A 21349-nucleotide genomic window follows, 5' to 3' on the forward strand; every position below is an offset into this window, starting at 1 on the left:
CACCGCAGAGCGGCAGAAGGCGTACAGACGTTACCTCGAATCCCAGCAATCCTTCGGTAGGCAGGCCCCTCTTCTTCAGGGATTCTGAGAGGTAGTGGCGCCCATCATTCGCTGGATCAGGCGGCGATAATCAAGTTCTGGCTATCGAGCGTGCCGGTATAGCCGGTCAGCTCGATCAGACCGTCGCCCGGAGCAACCTCCTGCTCGGCGGAGTGATCGACAAAGAGGTAGGTGTTGCCGCCGTATTGGAACGAGGTGCTGTGCACAGCGGTATCCACTCCCGCTGCATTGTTTGCCGCCAACTGCAAGGCCTCGGCCAGGGTATCCGCCTTGCCAACGGCATTCTGTTGATCTGCGGTCTGCTGGGTGAAGGTCGCGTTTTTCAGGCCGTACACGCTGGCAACATCGAGCTTGTCCTCTGCGGAGAAGTCCGTGACCTTTATCAGGCTCTTTTGCAGCGCTGCATTAGCGGTTTTTATCTCGGTGGAATCATCGACAGCGAAGCTACCGACCAGATTGCCGAGGCTCTGCAGCTGGAGCGTGTCAGCGCCGTCACCGAGGGTGATGGAGAGGCCGTTGGCATAGGCAGGAGCGGCACTTTTAAGGAATACGTCCGGATGGATACCGAGCCTCACAACATCATCACCGCTGCCGGCGACAATCGTGGACAGCGCCGACAGCGAGCCTGGAGTCAGGTCCACCAAGGTGAGGTCGGCCGTGGATTTGGACGCATCAATGCTGGTGAGGGTAGACATAAAGGACGCATCAATCGTGGTGTCGCCACCGCTGATGGCCAGTTTCAAGGTGGACAATTGGGTTGCAGCATTTCCGCTGATGTAAAACTGAGCACCCGCTGCCGATGAGCTTCCTGTGAGAGCCAGTTCGGTGAGCGTTCTGGCATCATCAAGAGAAAGATTTTTTGCCTCCTGAGCTTCACGGAGCTCAATGCTCCCTACTGTCACACCCGCTTGATAGGAAAGGTTGGTTACGCTTTTGCCCTCTGCATTTTGAAGGCCGGAAAAACCTTGGATGTGATAATTTGGCGCATCGCTATCTTCAAAAAAACTAAAGTTAGTGGCGTCCAGTTTACCCAGATAGCCGGTCAGCTCAATTAGACCATCACCTACCGCGACAGTGTTACTCAAAGTGTGATCGACAAATACGTAGGTATTACCCTGATACTGGAAAGCGGTACTGCGAGCGTGTGAGTCCTCACCAGTGGCATTGTTAGCGGCAAGCTGGAGGGCTTCAGCCAGCGTTGCAGTTGTGCTGATGGCTTTCTGCTGAGCATCCGTCTGAGCAACAAACTTTCCGCCAGCAGAAAATCCTGCTCCATCGTCAGTGAAGGGCTCAGAGCCAAATTTGAGCATATCACCTGCGGTGAAGTCGGTGATTTTGACCAAACCCGCCTGTAGGTTGCTCTGGGCTGTGGCGATGCCAATTGGAGTGCTCGTATCGTAGGCGCCGCGCAGGTTGCTCAATGTCATGGCACTGAAGGTGTCTTGTCCATCTCCAAGCGTTATGGTGAGCTTGTGAGTACTGGTCAGAACATCGCTGCCGAAGCCAGAGAAGCTAATATAATCGTTGCCAGCCCCAGTATTCAGTGAGAAGTCTCGATCGAGGCTGCCCATATGAAGAAAGTCGCCGCCACTTCCAGAAATTAGTTCAGAAAGTTTTGATCCCAGGTAAACACCGATAGTCAATCTTACTGACGACTCAGAAGCGTCAATCTTGGTTAGGGCGCCCATATCGTATGAAATATAGGTCGTTATTGGAGCGTCGCCGCCACTCAGCTTCAGATTCAAGGTCTTTACCGTATCGGTAGTCCCTGCTTCAGAAATATTCAAGTAATTGGAAAAGTTCGAATTGCTCACTGTTCCGGCAAGGGTCAGGCTAGACAGGGCGCTGGCATCCGCCAGAGCAATGTTTGCAGAACCTACGTTATTGAGCGCAATAGTGGCCTTGCTAGTGCTCGGGGAATAAAGCGCTGCGCTGACCGATGCGCCCGTCTCATCCTGAAGACCCTTTTCGCCATTCACTGAATAGGAGTGCTTTTCGGACTCCGCCGGCACAGGGCTAGGAGCAGGTGCCGGCGCACTCGGCGAAGATGGAGCAGGCGTGGCAGGCTTGGGACCGTTGGTATTCAGCTCGGTCGCCGCCAATTGATAGAACTGACTGATGGGGCCAACCTCGCGCGCAAAATCGGCGATGGTATAGGTGGTGCCCTGGAAGCTGATGGTGGTGGTCGTGTCGTTAAAGGCCTGCTTTACCGAGGCGATGTCCGCCGCTGTTCCTTGGGCAGCAGTGATCGCCGTGGCGAATTCGGTCTTGCCATCAAGCAGCTCACGGTCCGTGGACTGGGCGCCGTTGACCAGGGCCAGGGCCATGCGGTCCACGCTGACGTCATCGCTGGCGATCCAGTAGTCCAGCTCGTTGCCCTCGGCCTTGCGACCGAAGAGGTTCTGGTAGAGCTGGGCGACCACTTCTTCGCGGGGAAGATCGCCATAGACGGCCTGGTATTCGGGTTGTTCGGCAAAGGAGGCGCTGAGGCCCTCGACGGTCAGGTCCGCCTGGGCGCTCCAATAATCGAGGCCGGCTTGCTCGGCCGGGCGGCCGAAATAGGCGATATAGAGATTCTGAATCTGCAATGCGGTAATGGCCATGTCCCTGGTCTCCGGTAGAGGTCGTCAACGACCTCAGGCTGTCCCTAGCTGAAGGTTTGGTTGCTGATGCGAGGCAGTGACCAGTGTGGAAGCGGCCAGGTTTGCTCGGCGATCCGGAGGGAGGATACAAAACAAGTCACGCGGATCACAGAAAAAAGTGAGCCAATTCACACTTTATGGCGGACTCGAGGCTATCCCTTCGCTACCGATTGCCGGGAAAGGGTCGCGTCAGAGCGAGCACGAAAGCGGTATTTTCCAGGCTTCCGAGGCCCGGAAGCCTGCAAGCCTCAAGGCCGTTGGGCGATCACCGCGTAGTCCTGCGGGCCGTAGAACCAGCGGTCGCAGTGGCGGGCCACTTCGCTGTCTTCGTGCAGGCGGTGCTCGGGCTCCACGGCGTTGACCTTGTGGATTTCCACCTGGGCGTAGCCCTTGAACTGCACCAGGAATTCGGTGAAGGCCGGCGGCAGCGGGTGGATATGGGTGGGGTCGGTCCAGAAGTAGTTGGCCGAGGTGACGATGTTTTCCGGGTTGGGCGTTTCAAAGAGGATCAGCCCGCCCGGCGCCAGGGCGTGGAGGCAGACGTCGAGCAGCTGGTTGAGGCGCTCGAAGCCGAGGTGCTCGATGACGTGGAAGGCGGAGACGGCGCCGATGCTGCCGGCCGGTTGGGCGGCCAGCCAGGCGATGGCGTCGGTGTGCTCGGCGGGCAGGCCGCGGGCGCGGCACAGCTCGACGTTGGTGGCATTGAGGTCGATGCCCAGGCGCTCTACCGCAGGTGGCAGCAGTGCCAGCCACTCGCCCCGGCCACAGCCGATGTCCACCAGCGGCAGTCCGCGAGCCAGGGCCGGGTTGGCGGCGATGGTCGGCAGATAGTAGGACAACCGGGCGTTGATGGTCTCGGCGCTGCCGCGGAAACGATCCTCGAAGGCCAGGTAGAAGCTGTCGGGCACGGTGCCGCTGGGCAGGTTGCTGGCCGGGGTTTCGGCGGCATCCATCTCGGGTGCCTGGACGGCAGTCGCCAGCGCCGGCTGGGACGCCGCCGCGCGCGGCGCGCTTTCCAGGGCGGTCAGACGGGCGCGGAGTTCCTGGTTCAGGTTCTCGGCCAGGCGCAGGCGTTCGCGCAATTCGGCCAGGGCCGGATCGGGCGTGGCCTGGCGGGCGCCAAGCACCTGCTGTTCGGCGCTGAGTACCCGGTAATGCTGCTCGTGGCGCTGGATATGGGCTTCCAGGCGCTCATGCAGGGCCAGGTGGCGCGCGGCGTCGCGCTGCTGGCGCTGGGCGTTCGGGCAGCGGCGCAACAGGCTGCCGAGCAGCGGCAACTGGCGGCAGCGCCGGCGCAGGCGCGCGCCGCGCAGTCCTGCCACCGGAGCGCCGTGGGTACGGCCCTCGGCGGAATCACGCAGGCCGGCCAGCAATTCGAGCTTGTCTTCACCGGCGCTCAGGCGCTGCAGATGGTGCGCCAGCCCCTCGGGGTCGATCTCGCGACCCAGCAGGTAGGGGTAGGCCGCGCGCAGCAGCGCCTCGCCCTCCAGGTTCAGCAGGGCGTACCAGGGGGCGAGTTCGGGACGGGAAGCGGACATGGCAGGGCCTAGGCGGGCTGGGAAACGGGGGTCACGTCATGCAACCCGGCGGAGAGATCGCAGAGGCCACCGAAGACCGAGCCCAGGATGCCGGCCACTTCGAAGCGGATGCAGTTGTCCCGCCAGTGGTAGCAGTGGCGGGTATGGTCGGGGCCTTCGTGCAGGGCCAGGGTCAGGGTGTACTTGCCCGGGGCGAGGCGCATGGGAAATTCGTAGCGCAGCACCCGCGTTTCGCCCGCGGCCAGCACCAGGGGTACGCCGAGCAGGAAGCTGTTGGTGCCATAGATGTCCTGGCCGAAGCGGTCACGGATCATCATGCCCAGGGTGGCGTCGGGCAGGTGCTCGCGCGCGCTGACGCGGACGTCCAGATGGGCGACGTCACCGCAGGCCAGGGTATCGCTGCCGGAACTCACGCCACGCAGCACGGCGGATTCGATACGGGCTTCGCCGGTGCCGTAGCCGCTCTCCTCGGCTTCCACTTCCAGCTCTTCGCGGTCGGCGCCGAGCAGCTGGTTGTAGCGATTGACCGCCGCCTCGGGCGTGTCGTCGGCCACCACACGGCCTTCGCTCAGGACGATGCAGCGATCGCAGAGCATCTTCATGGCGTTGAGGTCGTGGGAGATGAAGATGATGGAGCCGCCGGAGGCGCGGAAGGCCTTGATGCGCCTCATGCACTTCTGCTGGAAGTGGCCGTCGCCCACCGACAGGGCCTCATCGACCAGGAAGATGTCCGGATCGGCATGGATGGCGATGGAAAAGGCCAGGCGCATGACCATGCCGGAGGAATAGGTGCGGATGGGCTCGTCGATGAAGCGACCCAGCTCGGAGAACTCGATGATGGCGGCGCGCTTGGCTTCGATCTCTTCGCGGTTCATGCCCAGCAGCAGGCCGTTGCCGAGGATGTTCTGCACCCCGGTGAGGTTGCCGTCGAAGCCGGTGCCCAGTTCGAGCAGGCCGGTGACGCGCCCCTTGATGTCGATCTCGCCGCCGTCGGGCAGCAGCACGCCGTTGAGGATCTTGAGCAAGGTGGACTTGCCGGCGCCGTTGCGGCCGAGGATGCCCAGGGTCTCGCCGCTACGGACCTCGAAGCTGATGTCTTCCAGCGCCACATGGCGGGTGTGGTAGCTGCGGCGGAAGAGGATTTCCTTCAGGCGCAGCGCCGGGCGGCTATAGAGCTTGAATTCCTTGCGTACATGGGAAACGCGGAGCATGACGAAGGCCTGCTAGATGAAGTCGCGGATGTCGCGTTCGAGCTTGCGACCCAGAACGATGCCCAGGCCCAGCAGCACGGCGCCCGCCAGGATCAGAACGCCGATCGCCAGCAGATCCGGCCGGCTCGCCTGGATCAGGGCGGCGCGGTAGGCCTCGACGATGTAATAGAAGGGGTTGGCGGCGAACCAGGGGTGCCAGCGCTCAGGCATGATGGTGATGACATAGACCACCGGGGTCAGCCAGAACCACAGTTGCATGACCACGCCGACGATCTGGCCGATGTCGCGCAGAAAGACGCTAAGGATGGCGAAGATCAGCCCGAGGGCATAGGCCAGCAGCTGCTGGCAGAGAAAGATCACCGGCCACCAGAGTACGGTGGACGGGAAATGGAAGCCGATGATCGCCAGGAAGGCGACGAAGAAGCCCATGGAGATGGCATAGAGCACCGTCTCGCTGAGCAGGATGTACAGCGGCAGCGACCAGAGCGACAGCCGGACCTTGCCCAGCAGGTGGGCCTTCTCGTGGAACACCTGGGTGATGCGGGTCAGGGTGTTGGAGAAGCAGTTCCAGGCGAGCAGCCCGGTGACCAGGTAAACGCTGTAGCTGTACTGGCCGAGGGACTGCATCCCCATGGCATCCAGGCGCATGCCCATGATGTTGGAGAACACCAGGGTGAAGATGAGGATGTTGACCAGCGGCAGGATGAAGGTCCAGGCCGCGCCGAGTACCGACGCGGAATGGCGATCGATCAGATCCTGCCGAGTGAAGTTGAGGATCAGCGAGTAGTTCATGGGCAGAGATCAGGAACCGGATTGGCGCCAGTCCGCGAGGACCTGGGCGACGAGTGCAGAAGGCTCGATGCGCGGTTGCCAGCCGGTGAGGCGGCGGAGTTCGCCGGCATCGCCGACGGCGCGGGCGATATCGCTCGGGCGCAGGCGCGCGGGATCCTGCTCGACCTGGATCGGGCAGGCGGCCTGATCGATCAGGGCGTCGAGCAGTTCCTGGACGCGCAGCGGACGGCCGGAGGCGATGTTGAGCGCGGTGCCGCTGGGGATGTCTTCGCTGTGCCCCAGCAGCGCCACATAGGCGGCGACCACGTCCTGGACGGCGAGGAAGTCGCGCTGGGCGCTGAGATCGCCGACGCGCAGCACGGACGGCTGCTCGCCGCGCTCGATGGCCGCGATCTGGCTGGCGAAGTCGGTGAGCACATAGCCCTTACCCTGGCCCGCGCCACTGTGGTTGAAGGGTCGCGCGCGGATCACCCGCACCCGGGAGGTAGCGGCGAACTGGGCGGCGGCGAGATCGGCAGCGGCCTTGCTCGCGGAATAGGGGTTGAGCGGATGTAGGGGCACCTGCTCGTCGACCTCGGCATGGCGCTTGAAGCTGGCGCCATACATGTCGCCGGAACCGATCTGCAGGAACACCGGGGGCTGTTCGAGGGCAGCGGCGGCGGTCAACAGATTGAGGGTGCCATGCAGGTTGATCTGCCAGCAGCGCTCGGGCTGGGCGAAGCTGCCGGAGACGCTGGCGAAGGCCGCCAGGTTGACGATGGCGGCCGGTTGCAGCTGTTGCACCAGTGCCAGGGTGGCAGCCGTATCGCTCAGGTCGAGGGCATGGCCGACGACCTGCGCCTGGCTTGGCAGCGAGCCGTCACGGCAGGTGCCGTGCAGCTCGGCGGCCGGAAAGGCGGCGGCCAGCGCCGGCAGCAGATGGCTGCCGACGAAGCCGCTGGCGCCGGTAACCAGGACCGGCTGACCGGCGAAATCACGCACGGGCGAGGGGCTTCAGGCGCGCCAGGTCGGCTTCCACCATCTCGGTGATCATCTCTTCGAGGGTGGTGGTGGCCTGCCAGCCCAGCTTGGCGCGGGCCTTGGACGGATCGCCCAGCAGCACGTCGACCTCGGCGGGACGGAAGAAGGCCGGGTCGATGACCAGGTGCTTGTCCATGTCCATGCCGACCACGTCGAAGGCGATGCGGCACATGTCGCGCACGGTGGTGGTACGGCCGGTGGCGATGACGTAGTCGTCGGCGACGTCCTGTTGCAGCATCAGCCACATGGCCTGGACGTAGTCGCGGGCATGGCCCCAGTCACGCTTGGCGTCGATGTTGCCCAGGCGCAATTCGTCCTGCAGACCCAGCTTGATGCGGGCGACGGCGTCGGTGACCTTGCGGGTCACGAATTCCAGGCCGCGCAGCGGGGACTCGTGGTTGAACAGGATGCCGCTGCAGGAGAACAGGTCGAAGCTCTCGCGGTAGTTGACGGTCATCCAGTGGGCATAGAGCTTGGCGGCCGCATAGGGCGAGCGCGGGTAGAACGGGGTGGTCTCGCGCTGCTCCGGCTCCTGGATCAGGCCGTACATCTCGGAGGTGGAGGCCTGGTAGCAACGGGCGTCGGGCTTGATCAGACGGGCCGCTTCGAGCACGTTGACGGCGCCGATGCCACTGACCTGGCCGGTCAGCAGCGGCTGGTTCCAGGAGGTCTTGACGAAGGACTGGGCGCCCAGGTTGAACACCTCGTCGGGCTGGTATTGCTGGAACAGGCGGATCAGACCCGACAGGTCGAGCAGGTCGCCGTCGATCATCTCGACGTCCTTGGCGATACCCAACCACTCCAGACGTGCCAGGTTGACGTCGGAGGTGCTACGCCGGGGGTTGAGGCCTAGTACCTTGTATCCCTTGCCGAGCAGAAACTGCGCCAGGTAGGCGCCATCCTGGCCAGTGATACCAGTGATCAGAGCAGTTTTTTGGGCCATCGCGATACGGTTCCGAAAGTTATGAGACGAGGTGCGAGCGACTCACACAAAAAAGACCGGCGATGCTACCACAGATATATGGCCGGAAGCGTGCGGTGCTCGGCAGGCAAAGTATCCAGAATGCCGGTGCCAGGCGGCTGCCTGAGCCGACGAATGTCCTGATAGAGCACTCGACGGGGGTTAGAATATTGTCGCTCAGATACCAGGAAATCTTCCTGACATGCGTGAAATCACCAGTCGTTCGGCACCCTACAGCAGCATCGTCTACCTCGAATCCATCTTTCCAGATGGCTCAACGTTTCGCGGCTCGGGCAGCGTAGTCGGCAACAATGACGTCCTTACCGCCAACCACATGGTCTACAACGCCGATCACGGCGGTGGTGCCATCCAGGTCATGGTCGCGCCGGGCGCCTTCGTGAATGACGCCACCGGCGCCTGGTCGGCTCCGTTGGGTACCTATCTGGCGACCAACTGGTCGAGCCGGGTGGTCAACTGGGATGCCAATAGTGACGGGTTGGTCTCTCCTTCGGAAGCGCAGTACGACATGTCGCTGCTGGGCTTCAACGTCAATCTGGGCTCGGTAACCGGCACTCTCACTCCCACACTGGGTGGCTCCACCTCCTTCGCTGGCACCGTGCTCGGCTATCCTGGTCGGGGCACTGGTCTCATGGAAGATACCGGCACGGCGACCCAGTACAGCGGCGTCGCCGCTTATCAGTTCTCCACTGGACTGGGCAGTGGCGCCTCGGGCGGACCGCTGCTGGACAGCAGCGGCAACCTGCGCGGCGTGCTGTCTTCGGGCAATGCCAGCGATACGCTGTCGACCTACGCCAGCATGAGCGATGTCGGCAACTGGCAGTGGTACCAGAAGGCCAGCATCAATAACGACAGCGCGGCCTTCAATGCCGGCTCGCGACCAGTGGGCCTGGGCGTCAACAGCGGGAGCAAGGATGGTGAGTTCTTCTTCCAGGATCGCCTGTCGCTGGATGGCGATCATCGCGGCAGCCTCTATGGTTACGGCGGCGGCGATGTCCTGAGCCTGGAAAACGCGGCAAGTGCCTACAAGTGGCAGGCCGCGGGCAACGTAGTCACTCTGACCAGCAACAGCGGCGATCTGGCAGTCAACCTGCACGATATCAACCTGCTGAATTTCAGCGATCGTAACCTGTACGTCCTGACTGCAGATCAAGCGCAGATCGCCCGTCTCTACAACGCGGCCTTCCACCGGGTGCCGGACTATTCTGGCCTCGATTATTGGATGTACGACCACGCCAAGGGTACGACCAGCCAGACCATCGCGCAGTCCTTTACCGCGTCGAGCGAGTTCAAGGGGTTGTTCTCTGGAACGGACGATCGCTCCTACGTCACTCAGCTGTACGCCAACGTGCTCGGCCGCACGGGCGAGACCGCCGGGATCGACTACTGGCTGCACGATCTAGGCACCGGCCAGAGCCGCGCCAATGTCCTGCAATCCTTTTCCGACTCAACGGAAAACCAGGCCCTGACCACCGGTAGCAATGGCTTCATTCTGCTGGTAGGGCAGAACGAGTGGGCCTAGCCTGAATCTCCGGCTGTTGGGCTTCGACGCTGAGGCCGTCTCAACCCAACCTACAACGATACGTAGGTTGGGTTGAGCGTAGCGAAGCCCAACAGGGTCAGCTCGAACCTCCAGCTGTGGAGCTTCGACAAGGGAAACGACAGCCGCTCCGCTCCTGCAATCTTTCTGCAACACTCAGCCCGTTAGGCTCCGTCTCTCCTTTTCATCAGACGGACCTGCGCCATGCCCACTACTCGCGAAGCCATCAGCGCCTACTACCAGAGCATTCTCGGCCGCACCCCGGATGACGCCGGACTCGAGTACTGGACCGCGCAGGTCGAGCTGGGCAATGCCAGCCTTGCCCAGGTAGCCACCGGCCTTTCGCTCTCGACCGAAGCGGCCACTGGCATGGTCCCTGTTGTCGCCCTCTACCTGAGCAGCTTTGGCCGGCTACCGGATACCGAGGGGCTACAGTACTGGACCCAGGCATTGCAGAACGGCACGACGCTGGAGGACATCCAGCAGGCGTTCCTGCAGTCGCCGGAATTCGCAACGGTGGCCGCCGGCTCCGCAACGGCGTTTTTGACCACTGCCTATGAGAATGCCCTGGGGCGGCCCGCCGATGCGGACGGCCTGCAGTTCTGGACCCAGCAATTGGCCGCCGGCACCAGCCGTGCGGAGGTGCTGGCGGCACTGGCGGGTTCGCCGGAAGGTCAGCCCCATGCGCTGGCCAAGGCGCAACTGACCCTTGCCTATCAAGGTGTCAGTGGCGAATCACCGACCCTGACCGAGTTGAACGACATCCTGGCGCAACAGGGGGAACAGTCCCTGACCGAGCTGGTCACCCGTACGACCGAGCGTCTGATCGACAATGCCGTACCCTCCCCCGCGCCTATCGAGCCTCAGCCCAGCGTCTTCACCTTCACGCCGGAGGCAGGCACCCAAGCCGGTGCCTCGGATGCGTCTGGAGTCATAAGCTGGGGCCAATACCTCATCGTGGGCGATGATGAGGGCAATGTGCTCAGGGTCTACGACCGGGAGGGTGGCCAGGCGCTCGACGAATTCGACTACGGCGGCGTGCTGGGTCTGACCGACGAACTGGATTTCGAGGCCATGACCTTTACCGGCACCCTCGGTACCGAGGGCACCCTGTATCTCACCGGTTCGCACAGCAACAGCAAGAGCGGCAAGGAGGCGCCGGGACGCGAAGCCATCCTGGCCGTGAAGCTGACCACCGACGCCCAAGGCAAACCGGTGTTCGATACGGCAAGCATCCAGACCTACAAGGGCCTGGTCGCGGCGCTCGATGCCTGGGACGCCAGTGGCAGCAGCGGCAAGCCGGCGGGCTACTATGGCCTGAAGGTCTCCTCCGCTGCCGGTATCGCCCCCGAGAACGTCAACGGCTTCTCCATCGAAGGCCTGACCACTTCCCCCGATGACAGCCAGCTCTGGCTGGGTTTTCGCGCACCGCAGCTGGATACCGGATCGCGCGACAAGGCGTTGCTGGTGGCCGTGACCAATTATCAGGCCGTGCTGACCGACAACAACATCACGCCTACCTTTGAAGCAATCGAGCTGAATCTGGGCGGGCGGGGTATTCGTTCCATTGACCGGGCCCTGGATGGCAGTGGCTACCTGATTCTGGCCGGTCCTTCCGGCGGCGCCTCCGCCGCGGTCACCCATGATTTCCGCCTGTTCACCTGGAGCGGTGACCCGACCCGCGCGCCCATCGAGCTCGACAACGATCTGGATGCCTTGCTGGCCGCCACCGGAGGCAGTTTCGAGTCCATCGCGTCCCCCGCCAGCGTCAAACCGGGCACCGAGATCCTACTGCTGCAGGACAACGGCGATACCCTGTGGCAAGGGCAGACGCAGGTGTCCAAGGACCTCGCCCCGGCGCAGCAGCACTTCCAGGGCAACCTGATCTCGTTGGGTATGCCGACCGTGGACCTTGCCGCTCCCGTCCTGGTGGCCAGCAGTCCAGCGCTGGACGCGCAGGATGTCCCCACCGGGAGCCGCATCAGTCTGACGTTCGATGAAGGCATCGCGCTGGGCAGCGGCAGCATCCAACTGGTGGACCAGGCCGGCACCGTGGTTCAGGTGTTCAAAGTGGGAGATCCGGGCGTCGCGGTCGACTTCAACGTCCTCAACCTGACCCCGACGGACAGGTTGCAGGCGAGCAGCAGCTACCACCTGGAGGTACAGGCGGGTGCGGTCGTCGATCATGCGGGCAATGCCGTGGCCGCTATGGACCTCAGCTTCGCGACTGCCGCCAGGCCGCACTACAGCCTGCTGATCACCGAGGTCAATTCCAACGCCAAGGGCGGCGATTTCTTCGAGCTGTACAACTACGGCTCGACCAGCATCGATCTCAGCGGCTGGCGCATGACGGACGAAGCCGGTCAGTTCTCTTCGGCGGTCACGCTCGACGGCAATGTCGTTCTCGCCGCCGGTGCGACCCTGGTGGTCGCCGATGTGGCTGCGGCGAACCTGAACGCGTTCAAGACGGCATGGGGCTTGAGCGGTGCTACCCCAGTGGTCAGCGTCGACGGGCCCGGCCTCGGCAAGGAGGATGCCGTGGTGCTGTTCGACAAGCTGGGCAACGTCGCGGCGGCCTTCAACTATGACCTGACCGCGGTGCTTGCCAGTGATGGAACCCTGATCACGACGGCCTCCGCTGGTAGCGGTGCAACGTTCAAGGACGGTCAGCACGCAGGTGCGGCCTATGGTGTCGGCGCTGGCGCCTCGGCGGTCTGGGATGGTCTGTCGACGACCCACCCCACCTATGTCGGCGCAGCGCTTGGCAGGGATGGGGCCTTCGCTCAAAACGGCGATGCAACCGCCATCGGCTCACCCGGCATCGTGCTGATCGGACAGGAGCCGCTTTCGACCGGCGTGGCAGGTTAGGCGGCAGGAATAGGAGCGCTCGCCTAGGTCGAACGACGCCGATCGATCTTCCGATTCAGGATAATCGACGTCTGGGTCTGCTTGACTCCGTCGAGGTTGCCGATGCGGTCGAGCAGTTCGTCGAGCTTTTCGTGGGTGGTGCAGCGCAGGAAGGCCAGGTAGTCGAACTGGCCGCTGACCGAGGAGACTTCCTCGACCTCGACCATCTTTTCCAGGGCGCGGATGACGCCGGCGGTGCTGCGCGGCAGGACACTGATGGCGCAGTAGGCGCGCACGGCGGCCTGTTCCAGTTCCGAGCCCAGGCGCAGGCCATAGCCTTGGATGATGCCGTCACGCTCCAGGCGCGCGAGGCGGGTGACCACGGTGGTGCGCGCCAGGCCCAGCTGGCGGGCCAGGGTGGCGTTGGAGGCGCGGGCGTTCTGTTGCAGCAGGTAGATGAGCTGCCAGTCGGTCGGATCGAGTTTGGTGAACATCGTGGCTGCCTGCCGGGGGCGGGCGTCGGGGCCAGGGGCCGCCGACGCGGGAGCCGCCATTCTAGGCGGGGCGGCCGAGGGCAGCCAGGGCGGTGTCCAGGGATTCCTGCTGCTGGCGTTCGTACAGCGCCATCTCGTCGAGCACTGGCGCGCCCAGGGCGGCTTCGAAGGCGGCGCGATTGCCGCCGCTCTGGTATTCCTGCTGGCTGCCGGCGCCCAGGTTGGACTGGAAGATGCCCGCGGCGCTGACCGGCAGGAAGTCTTCGTAGGTGATGGGATCGGCGAGGAGCTGGCCGGCGGCGATCAGGGCGTCGGGATCGCGGCTATCGCTAGCCGCTTGGCTGCCGGCCACAGCGCGATAGCGGAACCAGGCCAGGCCCTGGCGGCGCAGCTCGTCCCAGTTGTCGGGCAGCGCCTGGAACACCTCGGCCAATACCGTTGCGTAGTCACTGCCAGCCGCCTTGCTGCGCTGGCGGACCTCCTGCAGGAGTTCGTCGTAGCGCTGGCGACCGGCCGGGGTGAGGGCTATGCCGCGCTGCTCGATCTCGCCGAAGCGCGCCGTGTGCGAGCCCTGGACCTCGCCCTGGAAGAGGATGGGTTCTTCCAGCGCCTTGAAGCTGGTCTGCCGCAGCAGGATGGGGCACTGGCGGCGGGGCGGGCCCTCGATGGTTTCCTTGGGCGCGATACCACGGGCGGGCATCCGGGCCTGGACGGCGTCGATGTCGAGGGTGCGCGGGGTCAGGTGGTTGATGTGCGGACCCTTGAAGCAGACCACGTCGGCGATCAGCCGATGGGCATCGTGCAGGCGCTGATAGAGGTTGGCGTCGACATTGGCCTCGCGGTGCCAGCGAAAGGTCTCCAGGGCTTCCTGGACGAAGGCAGCGGCTTCCGCGTCGGTGAGACCACCCTGCGCCTCGGCGCGCTCGATCAGCTCCAGCGCGCCCGGGGTGAAGATGCGGCGCTCGTGCAGGACCTTTTCGGCCAACTGGCGCAGCTCGGCGTCTTCGATCAGCTCCAGGCGCAGCAGCGAGGTGAAGACGCGAAACGGATTGATCTGCAGGGCGGCCGGCGCTACCGGACGGAAGGCGGTGGAATGCACCGGTACCCCGGCCACGCTGAGGTCGTAGTAGCCGACCGGCTGCATGCCCATCACGGCGAACAGGCGGCGCAGGGTGGCCAGTTCGGCGGCGGTGCCGACGCGGATGGCACCGTGGCGCTCCAGATCCAAACGCTCCGCGGAATCCCCGGCGAAGCCCGGCTGGTCAGCGTTCACCTCGGCGACCAGTTCCAGCAGGGTGCCGTACTGGGGCACCTCCTGGCGGTACATCGCCGACATGGCCTGGGAAAAGCGGGTGCGGATCAGGTCCGGGGAAAGCAGCGGCGCGGCGGTCATGGGAGCGGCTCCTGGCTCAGGCTAGAAGCCGATTTCGACATGCCCACGCGGGCTGCTCAAGCGATCTTTGCTCATTGGATCATTCCCCGGGGGAATGGGCGGGATGCCTTAGTGATCCTTGTGCTGGGTCTTCGGCTTCTTCACGTGGTCGGTGCCGGTATCACTGCCCGAACCGCTGCTGGAGCCATTGTCGGCCGCACCGACACCGGTACTGGGCGCCTTTTCCATGCCATGGCTGCTGGTGGGATCGGGCCGCGCGGGAGTGGCCGGGGGATTGGTCGGACTGGTCTGGGCCAGGACGGCACCGGACAGGCCAAGACCCAGGATCAAAGTGGGAAGCAACAGGGACTTGCGCATGGGGAGGACTCCTCTGGACGGATTCACTCCCCTTTAGGCACCTCCCGCGCAGGGAGGTGCCGCGCCGTGGATCAGCTGCCGCTGGTGCTGGCCTTGTGGGCCTTCTTGTGGGCCACCTTCTTGTGGTGGGTGGTGGCCTGTTTGCCGGTCTTGGCCGGGCTGCTGCTGGTCGCGGCAGGCGGCGTGGCCGAGTCGGTGGGCGCCGTCTGGGCGAAGGCGGCAGAGGTGGCCAGCAGGCCGGCGAGGGTCAGGCAGAGGGTGGTGCTTTTCATGGAAGTCACTCCTTCGGTGGCTGATTGCAGCCTCAGTTAGCCGCCTTTCGCCCGGCAAAACCGTGTCCCTTTCCACAGCCAGGGTTATCGGTAACAAAATATTTCAGTCGACTGCCAAGGCGTTAACAGTCTGGCGAGCTCTTCGCCAGGGGCCGGCTTGGGCATAATGCCGGGACGCCCCCTACAGTAGCCGCGCATGCCCAAGAGTCCTCACCTTCCCAAGCGCCCCCGCTGGAGCAGTCTGCTGCTCTTGGCCCTGGGTCTGACGCTGCTGCTGATTCCGCTGCGCTATGCGGCCCAGCACTATTACGAGGCGCAACTGGCCGAGCAGAACGGCCAGACGCTGGACCTCTATGTCGCCAACCTGCTGGGCACCCTGCGGCGCTACGAGGTGCTGCCGGACCTGTTGGGCGATCTGCCGGTGCTGCGCCATGCCCTGGAAGGACAAGGCGACGGCAGCGCCCAGGACGCCGCCAGCCAGATGCTGGAAGACATCCGCCAGCGGACCGGGGCCGATGTCATCTACCTGATGCAGGATGACGGCACCTGCCTGTCCAGTTCCAACTATCGCCAGCCAGACAGCTTCGTCGGTCGCGACTTTTCCTTCCGGCCCTATTACAAGGCGGCCATGCAAGGCCAGCCGGGGCGCTTCTTCGGTCTCGGCACCACCTCCAGCAAGCGCGGCTACTACTTTGCCGCCGCCGTGCGCGACGGCGCGCGGGCCATTGGCGTGGTGGTGGTCAAGGTCGATCTGGACAGCGCGGAGCGGCTTTGGGGCAACGCCCCCGAACAACTGCTGGTGACCGATGACCTGGGCGTGGTCATCCTTACCTCACACGATGCCTGGCGCTTTCGCGCCACCCATCCGCTGGACGAGCGCCAGCGCGAGCAGGTCAATGCCAACCGGCCCTACCCCACCACCAATCCCGCCCCCCTGACCCTGGTGCCTGGCGACTGGCTGACCCAGACCCGCAACCTCGACGAGGTGGGCTGGACCGCCCGGATCCTGGCACCACGGGAGATGGTCGAGCGCCAGGTGCGCAGTGCGCTCTACGTCGGCGCGGCGACCCTGCTGGCGCTGCTGCTGTTGCTGGTGGTCATGACCCTGCGGCGGCGCCATTTCATCGAGCGCCTGGCACTGGATGCCCGCGCCAAGCGCGACCTGGAGCTGAGCGTGGAGGAACGCACCCGCGACCTGCAGACGCTCAACGCCCGGCTGCAACAGGAGGTCCACGACCGCGAACAGGCCCAGCGCGAACTCATGCGCGCCCAGGACGAAGCCGTGCAGGCGGGCAAGCTGTCGGCGCTGGGGACCATGTCGGCCAGCATCAGCCACGAACTCAACCAGCCACTGGCGGCCATTCGCAGCTACACGGAAAACGCCGTCGTGCTGCTCGACCACGATCGCCTGGACGACGCCCGTGGCAATCTCAAGCTGATCGGCGAGCTGACCACGCGGATGGCCAACATCATCGCCCACCTCAAGGCCTATGCCCGCGGTGCCCGCCGCGCACCGGAGAGCGTGGTCCTGCAGGGCGCTCTGGAAGACGCCCTGGCGCTGGTCGCCGCGCGGCGCCGGGCCATGCAGGTGGAGCTGATCCGCGACCTGCCCGATGCGCCGCTGTGGGTGCAGGCCGGCGAAACCCGCCTGCGGCAGATCATCAGCAATCTGCTGAGCAATGCCCTCGACGCCCTGGCGGAAAAGACCAGCACCCGCCGACTGTGGCTGACCACCAGCCTCGATGAGCGCGGTGTGACCCTGATCCTGAGAGACAACGGTCCGGGCTTTTCCAGCGAAGCCCTGGCCCGTGCCCACGAACCCTTCTTCACCACCAAGGCCACCGCCCAGGGGCTCGGCCTGGGCCTGGCGATCTGCGATAACCTGTTGCGGACCCTGGGTGGCCACCTGCACCTGTCCAACCACGCCGAGGGCGGGGCCGAGGTACGCCTCTACCTGCAGCACGGCAAGCCGGGGGTCGCCTCGGTGCCCCAGGAAGAAGTCCGCGGATGATCGCCAAGCCCCTCTACCTTAGGTCTTTGTCATGAGTGCCCTGCCCCCCTTCGATCCCGCCAGCCAGATCCTGCTGATCGACGACGACGCCCACCTGCGCCTGGCACTGAGCCAGACCCTGGACCTGGCCGGCTTCAAGGTGACGACCCTGGCCGATGCCCGGGACCTGGAGCTGGCGGCCGTGCGCGATTGGCCCGGGGTGGTGGTCAGCGATATCCGCATGCCTGGCATCGATGGCCTGGAGTTGCTGGCCCAGTTGCACCAGCGCGACGCCGAATTGCCGGTGGTGCTGATCACCGGCCATGGCGACGTGCCCCTGGCGGTGCAGGCCATGCGCGCCGGCGCCTATGACTTCCTGGAAAAGCCCTTCGCCAACGACGCCCTGATCGACAGCGTGCGCCGCGCCTTGGGCGCCCGCCATCTGGTGCTGGAGAACCGCAGCCTGCGCCTGGCCCTGGCCGAGCGCCATGAACTGCAGACCCGGCTGATCGGCCAGACCCCGGGCATGGCCCGGCTGCGCGACCAGATCGGCGCCCTCGCCGCGACCCAGGCCGATGTGCTGATCCACGGCGAGACCGGTGCTGGCAAGGAGGTGGTGGCGCGCGCGCTGCACGACCTGTCGAATCGCCGTGACGGCCCCTTCGTCGCCATCAACGCCGGTGCCCTCGCCGAATCCGTGGTGGAAAGCGAACTCTTCGGCCATGAACAGGGCGCCTTCACCGGCGCCCAAAAGCGCCGCATCGGCAAGTTCGAATACGCCAGCGGTGGCACCCTCTTTCTCGACGAGATCGAGAGCATGAGCCTGGATGTCCAGGTCAAGCTGCTGCGCCTGTTGCAGGAGCGCAAGGTCGAGCGCCTCGGTTCCAACCAGCAGATCCCGCTGGATATCCGGGTGGTCGCCGCCACCAAGGAAGACCTGCGCCAGGCTGCCGACCAGGGCCGCTTCCGTGCCGACCTCTACTACCGGCTCAATGTCGCCACCCTGCGCATCCCCGCCCTGCGCGAGCGCAGCGAGGACATTCTGCCCCTGTTCCGCCACTTCGCCCTGGCCGCCGCCGAGCGCCATGGCACGCCGGTGCGCGAGGCCGATGCCGAGCAGCGCGCGGCGCTGATCGCCCACAGCTGGCCGGGCAACGTACGCGAACTGCAGAACGCCGCCGAGCGCTTCGCCCTGGGCCTGGAGCTGGCCCTGGACAACAGCGCCTATGCGCCCCTGGCGCCCATGGCGGCGCCGCCCGTGGCCGCCCTGGCCGCCGGGCTGGGCGAGCAGGTCGAGGCCTTCGAGCGCGAACTCATTCAGCGCGAACTGGCCCGGCCCCACGCCTCCCTGCGCAGCCTGGCCGAAGCCCTGGGCCTGCCGCGCAAGACGCTGTCCGACAAGCTGCGCAAGCATGACCTGCAATTCACCGGCGGTGCGGCGGACGAAGGCGACTAGGCCAAGGTCGGCTGGTCGCGCCTGACCGGGAGTGGCAGAGTAAGGGACTCAGGCGTCATGCAACAGACGTCGTGTAACAGGCGTTCGCGCAAGGAGACCCTCTTGACCTCGCTCATGCTCGCAGAGGCCGCCGCTAGCGGTGCGGCGGTCGCTCGCCAACTGGCGACCATCGACCAGGCCCTGGCGGCTCTGGCCGACGACCTCAGAGCCCAGCCGCCGCAGCTGGCGCTGACCGTGGCGCGTGGCAGTTCGGACCATGCGGCCAGCTATTTCGCCTACCTGGCCATGGCCCACCTGGGGCTGCCGGTGCTGTCGCTGCCGCCGTCGCTGGTGACCCTGCGCCAGGCGCCGCTGCGCGTCGAAGGGCAGCTCGCCCTGGGCTTTTCCCAATCCGGACGCAGTCCCGATCTGATCGAGACCCTTTCGGCGCTGGATCGCTACGGCGCCCGCACCGCGGCCCTGGTCAACGAGATCGACTCGCCCCTGGCCCTGGCCTGTCGCCACGCCATCGGCGTGCAGGCCGGTCCCGAACACAGCGTCGCCGCCACCAAGAGTTTCATCGCCACCCTGGCCGCCGCGGCCCGGCTGATCGCCCACTGGCAGCAGGACGAGATCCTGCTCGCCGCCGGCGCCGCCTTGCCCGCGGCGCTGGATCGCGCGGCCGAGCTGAGCTGGGCGCCGGCGCTGCCGGTACTGCGCGACGCCGAACGCTGCATGGTGGTCGGTCGCGGACCCGGTTTCGCCATCGCCCAGGAGGCCGCGCTCAAGCTCAAGGAAACCTCAGCGCTGCAGGGTGAGGCCTTCAGCGGCGCCGAATTGCAGCACGGCCCCCTGGCACTGGTGGAACGTGGCTATCCGCTGCTGATCTTTGCCCTGCGTGGCCCCGAGCAGGCCGGCTTGCTGCAACTGGCGCGGGACCTTCGCGGCCGCGGCGCCCGGGTGCTGCTGGCCGCCCCGGACGAGGTCGCCGAGCGCGATCTGCCCCTCGCCGTCGCCGGCCATCCGGACCTGGACGGCCTGCTGGCGATCCAAAGCTTCTATCGCATGGCTGCGCTGCTGGCCGAAGCCCGCGGGCAGGATCCGGACCAGCCGCGCCATCTGCGCAAGGTCACCCTCACCCGCTGAGGCCGCGCTCGAGCGTCCAGGCGCTGCCGCCTTCGGAGCGCCTGGATTTCCCGCTCCATCCAGAGAGCTAAGTCTTTGGAGCTAGCTGCCGTCGGCTGATCGACGGGCAATCTGCCAAGCGGTCCACAGAGCCGGTAAGTCGCTGGAAATCGGTCAATTTTTTCTTGTCGCTCCCGGCGATTTGTCTCAGCGTGCGCGCAACGGATGATGAGACAGCCCATATGGACATGCGCGCGATACCTGCGAGCAAGGTCTGCCTGACGACGAGAAACGTCCTCCTGGCGGAATTGCTCAAACCCTTTCTGGAAGAGCGCCACGGCATCGAGCTGAGCTGCGCTCGCGAGCTGGAAGCGGCCGGCGAGACCAGCCTGGTGCTGGTCGATCTCGGCAGCGTGCCCGAGGCGTCACTGGAACGCTGGCTGGAAGGCCTGGCGCCGGCGGTCACCGTGGCCTTTCTCAATGCCAGCGTCGAACAGGCCCTGCCCTGGGTCGAGCGCTTTCCCGCCATCCAGGGCGTGTTCGCCCCCCAGGCCAGCCGCGACCAGTTGCTGCAAGGGCTCGGTGCGCTGCTGGCCGGCGAGGACTGGCTGCCCCGCGCCATCCTGGCCCACCTGCTGCGCCGCTCTCGTGAGCGCCCCAGCATCGCCGCCGACGGCCTGACCCGCCGCGAGCGGGAGATCCTCCGGCTGGTCGGCCGCGGGTTGTCCAACGCCGCCATCGGCGAGGCGCTGTGCCTGAGCACCCACACGGTCAAGAGCCACATGCACAACCTCTTGCGCAAGACCGGCGCCGCCAACCGCGCCGAGGCGGCGTTGCGCTTCCATGCCGGGCAGGATCTACCGGGATGAAAGCCGCCTGGCTGCTGCTCGGGCTGTTGCTGGCCGGCCCGCTGCGGGCCGAGGGCGACATCATTCAGGGACTGCTGGTGGACAACACCATCTCCCGCTTCGGCCACGACTTCTATCGCCACTTCGCCGACCGCCTCACCGACACCACCGACCTGGACTTCAACCTGGTGGTGCGCGAACGGCCCTCGGCGCGCTGGGGCAGCCTGGTCTGGGTGGAGTACGAGCAGCGGCTGCTCTATCGGCAGTTCATTCCGCCCAACAACAGCGAACTCAAGGATGCCGCCTACGCCGCCGCGGATCAGGTCCACGAGGGCATCACCCGCCGCCGCCTGGAAAACCTGCTGCAGGACACTTTCGACATGGAAAAGGACGAGTTATGAACGCGCACGCCTGGAAGGCCCTGCCCCTGCTCTGCACCCTGGGCGTCGCCCCGGCCCTGGCGACCGAGCTGGTCTACTCGCCGGTGAATCCGTCCTTCGGCGGCAATCCGCTCAATGGCACCTACCTGCTGAACAACGCCACCGCCCAGGATCGTCACAAGGATCCCGACCTGCGCAGCAGCGCCAGCAGCCAGTCGCCCCTGGAGCGCTTCACCAGCCAGCTGGAATCGCGGCTGCTGTCCCAGGTGCTGACCGACATCAAGGACGGCAACTCGGGCACCCTGTCCACCGACCAGTTCATCGTCAACATCGTCGACGACTCCGGCAACCTGACCGTGCAGATCACCGACCGCGGGACCGGGGAGATTTCGGAAATCTCCGTCAACGGCTTCAACCAACCCTGAG

The 21349-nt window shown here is 65.2% G+C and carries 18 protein-coding genes; 8 read left to right on the forward strand and 10 right to left on the reverse strand.

The window, feature by feature from the left end:
* Window positions 1-116 precede the first annotated feature (116 nt).
* From FEZ61_RS18605 to FEZ61_RS18630, 6 genes are all read right to left on the reverse strand, one after another.
* The gene (locus tag FEZ61_RS18605) at window positions 117-2663 is read right to left on the reverse strand and encodes a DUF4214 domain-containing protein (protein WP_173149925.1); all 2547 of its coding nucleotides are present in this window, start codon (window positions 2661-2663) and stop codon (window positions 117-119) included.
* Window positions 2664-2950: 287 nt separating this feature from the next.
* Entirely contained in the window at window positions 2951-4240 is a 1290-nt protein-coding gene (locus FEZ61_RS18610) for a class I SAM-dependent methyltransferase (RefSeq protein ID WP_173149927.1), read from the reverse strand.
* A gap of 8 nt (window positions 4241-4248) precedes the next feature.
* A complete protein-coding gene (locus FEZ61_RS18615) occupies window positions 4249-5451 on the reverse strand; it encodes an ABC transporter ATP-binding protein (RefSeq protein ID WP_017641614.1) in 1203 nt (400 codons plus the stop codon).
* 12 nt (window positions 5452-5463) lie between these two features.
* Window positions 5464-6243, reverse strand: coding sequence for an ABC transporter permease (locus FEZ61_RS18620; protein WP_017641613.1), 780 nt, complete (start codon window positions 6241-6243; stop codon window positions 5464-5466).
* A gap of 9 nt (window positions 6244-6252) precedes the next feature.
* Window positions 6253-7224, reverse strand: coding sequence for a GDP-mannose 4,6-dehydratase (locus FEZ61_RS18625; protein ID WP_017641612.1), 972 nt, complete (start codon window positions 7222-7224; stop codon window positions 6253-6255).
* The gene (locus FEZ61_RS18630; protein WP_017641611.1) at window positions 7217-8206 is read right to left on the reverse strand and encodes a GDP-mannose 4,6-dehydratase; all 990 of its coding nucleotides are present in this window, start codon (window positions 8204-8206) and stop codon (window positions 7217-7219) included. The genes FEZ61_RS18625 and FEZ61_RS18630 overlap by 8 nt, the downstream gene beginning before the upstream one ends.
* 220 nt (window positions 8207-8426) lie before the next feature.
* Here FEZ61_RS18630 and FEZ61_RS18635 point away from each other — a divergent pair, with 220 nt between their 5' ends.
* Window positions 8427-9764 (forward strand): DUF4214 domain-containing protein, encoded by a 1338-nt coding sequence (locus tag FEZ61_RS18635; protein ID WP_173149929.1) that lies wholly within the window; start codon window positions 8427-8429, stop codon window positions 9762-9764.
* A gap of 204 nt (window positions 9765-9968) precedes the next feature.
* The gene (locus FEZ61_RS18640) at window positions 9969-12650 is read left to right on the forward strand and encodes a DUF4214 domain-containing protein (RefSeq protein WP_346342871.1); all 2682 of its coding nucleotides are present in this window, start codon (window positions 9969-9971) and stop codon (window positions 12648-12650) included.
* 23 nt (window positions 12651-12673) lie between these two features.
* Here FEZ61_RS18640 and FEZ61_RS18645 read toward each other — a convergent pair whose 3' ends face one another.
* The 4 genes from FEZ61_RS18645 to FEZ61_RS18660 form a co-directional block, all read right to left on the reverse strand.
* Window positions 12674-13123 carry an Lrp/AsnC family transcriptional regulator gene (locus tag FEZ61_RS18645; RefSeq protein WP_173149933.1) on the reverse strand — a complete coding sequence of 150 codons (450 nt, stop codon included), beginning with the start codon at window positions 13121-13123 and terminating at the stop codon, window positions 12674-12676.
* A 61-nt stretch (window positions 13124-13184) separates the two neighbouring features.
* The gene (locus tag FEZ61_RS18650; RefSeq protein ID WP_173149935.1) at window positions 13185-14516 is read right to left on the reverse strand and encodes a VOC family protein; all 1332 of its coding nucleotides are present in this window, start codon (window positions 14514-14516) and stop codon (window positions 13185-13187) included.
* Between the two features lie 108 nt (window positions 14517-14624).
* Window positions 14625-14873, reverse strand: a complete 249-nt coding sequence (locus tag FEZ61_RS18655; protein WP_017641606.1) for a hypothetical protein — start codon at window positions 14871-14873, stop codon at window positions 14625-14627.
* 71 nt (window positions 14874-14944) lie between these two features.
* On the reverse strand, window positions 14945-15145 hold the full coding sequence (locus tag FEZ61_RS18660) for a hypothetical protein (protein ID WP_017641605.1): 201 nt from the start codon (window positions 15143-15145) through the stop codon (window positions 14945-14947).
* A 196-nt stretch (window positions 15146-15341) separates the two neighbouring features.
* Between FEZ61_RS18660 and FEZ61_RS18665 the strand changes: the two genes are divergently transcribed.
* The 6 genes from FEZ61_RS18665 (at window position 15342) to FEZ61_RS18690 (ending at window position 21348) form a co-directional block, all read left to right on the forward strand.
* On the forward strand, window positions 15342-17156 hold the full coding sequence (locus FEZ61_RS18665) for an ATP-binding protein (protein ID WP_173149937.1): 1815 nt from the start codon (window positions 15342-15344) through the stop codon (window positions 17154-17156).
* A 31-nt stretch (window positions 17157-17187) separates the two neighbouring features.
* The gene (locus FEZ61_RS18670) at window positions 17188-18591 is read left to right on the forward strand and encodes a sigma-54 dependent transcriptional regulator (RefSeq protein WP_173149939.1); all 1404 of its coding nucleotides are present in this window, start codon (window positions 17188-17190) and stop codon (window positions 18589-18591) included.
* A 114-nt stretch (window positions 18592-18705) separates the two neighbouring features.
* Window positions 18706-19716 carry an SIS domain-containing protein gene (locus tag FEZ61_RS18675; protein ID WP_242455200.1) on the forward strand — a complete coding sequence of 337 codons (1011 nt, stop codon included), beginning with the start codon at window positions 18706-18708 and terminating at the stop codon, window positions 19714-19716.
* A 227-nt stretch (window positions 19717-19943) separates the two neighbouring features.
* Window positions 19944-20564: a LuxR C-terminal-related transcriptional regulator gene (locus FEZ61_RS18680; RefSeq protein ID WP_231355428.1), complete on the forward strand. Its 621-nt coding sequence runs from the start codon at window positions 19944-19946 to the stop codon at window positions 20562-20564.
* On the forward strand, window positions 20561-20944 hold the full coding sequence (gene csgE / locus FEZ61_RS18685) for a curli production assembly/transport protein CsgE (protein WP_017641600.1): 384 nt from the start codon (window positions 20561-20563) through the stop codon (window positions 20942-20944). Before FEZ61_RS18680 ends, csgE begins: the two co-directional genes overlap by 4 nt.
* A complete protein-coding gene (locus tag FEZ61_RS18690) occupies window positions 20941-21348 on the forward strand; it encodes a curli assembly protein CsgF (RefSeq protein WP_017641599.1) in 408 nt (135 codons plus the stop codon). The genes csgE and FEZ61_RS18690 overlap by 4 nt, the downstream gene beginning before the upstream one ends.
* The last annotated feature ends 1 nt before the right edge of the window (window position 21349 follow it).

It is taken from the genome of Pseudomonas sp. MS15a(2019), assembly GCF_013277805.1.
Classification (GTDB): domain Bacteria; phylum Pseudomonadota; class Gammaproteobacteria; order Pseudomonadales; family Pseudomonadaceae; genus Chryseomonas; species Chryseomonas benzopyrenica.

Bases quoted from the DNA above. Each gene is read 5' to 3' on its own strand.
- FEZ61_RS18605 (WP_173149925.1), bottom strand. From the start codon at position 2,663: ATGGCCATTACCGCATTGCAGATTCAGAATCTCTATATCGCCTATTTC.
- FEZ61_RS18610 (WP_173149927.1), bottom strand. From the start codon at position 4,240: ATGTCCGCTTCCCGTCCCGAACTCGCCCCCTGGTACGCCCTGCTGAAC.
- FEZ61_RS18615 (WP_017641614.1), bottom strand. From the start codon at position 5,451: ATGCTCCGCGTTTCCCATGTACGCAAGGAATTCAAGCTCTATAGCCGC.
- FEZ61_RS18620 (WP_017641613.1), bottom strand. From the start codon at position 6,243: ATGAACTACTCGCTGATCCTCAACTTCACTCGGCAGGATCTGATCGAT.
- FEZ61_RS18630 (WP_017641611.1), bottom strand. From the start codon at position 8,206: ATGGCCCAAAAAACTGCTCTGATCACTGGTATCACTGGCCAGGATGGC.
- FEZ61_RS18635 (WP_173149929.1), top strand. From the start codon at position 8,427: ATGCGTGAAATCACCAGTCGTTCGGCACCCTACAGCAGCATCGTCTAC.
- FEZ61_RS18645 (WP_173149933.1), bottom strand. From the start codon at position 13,123: ATGTTCACCAAACTCGATCCGACCGACTGGCAGCTCATCTACCTGCTG.
- FEZ61_RS18650 (WP_173149935.1), bottom strand. From the start codon at position 14,516: ATGACCGCCGCGCCGCTGCTTTCCCCGGACCTGATCCGCACCCGCTTT.
- FEZ61_RS18655 (WP_017641606.1), bottom strand. From the start codon at position 14,873: ATGCGCAAGTCCCTGTTGCTTCCCACTTTGATCCTGGGTCTTGGCCTG.
- FEZ61_RS18660 (WP_017641605.1), bottom strand. From the start codon at position 15,145: ATGAAAAGCACCACCCTCTGCCTGACCCTCGCCGGCCTGCTGGCCACC.
- FEZ61_RS18665 (WP_173149937.1), top strand. From the start codon at position 15,342: ATGCCCAAGAGTCCTCACCTTCCCAAGCGCCCCCGCTGGAGCAGTCTG.
- FEZ61_RS18670 (WP_173149939.1), top strand. From the start codon at position 17,188: ATGAGTGCCCTGCCCCCCTTCGATCCCGCCAGCCAGATCCTGCTGATC.
- FEZ61_RS18675 (WP_242455200.1), top strand. From the start codon at position 18,706: ATGCTCGCAGAGGCCGCCGCTAGCGGTGCGGCGGTCGCTCGCCAACTG.
- FEZ61_RS18680 (WP_231355428.1), top strand. From the start codon at position 19,944: ATGCGCGCGATACCTGCGAGCAAGGTCTGCCTGACGACGAGAAACGTC.
- csgE (WP_017641600.1), top strand. From the start codon at position 20,561: ATGAAAGCCGCCTGGCTGCTGCTCGGGCTGTTGCTGGCCGGCCCGCTG.
- FEZ61_RS18690 (WP_017641599.1), top strand. From the start codon at position 20,941: ATGAACGCGCACGCCTGGAAGGCCCTGCCCCTGCTCTGCACCCTGGGC.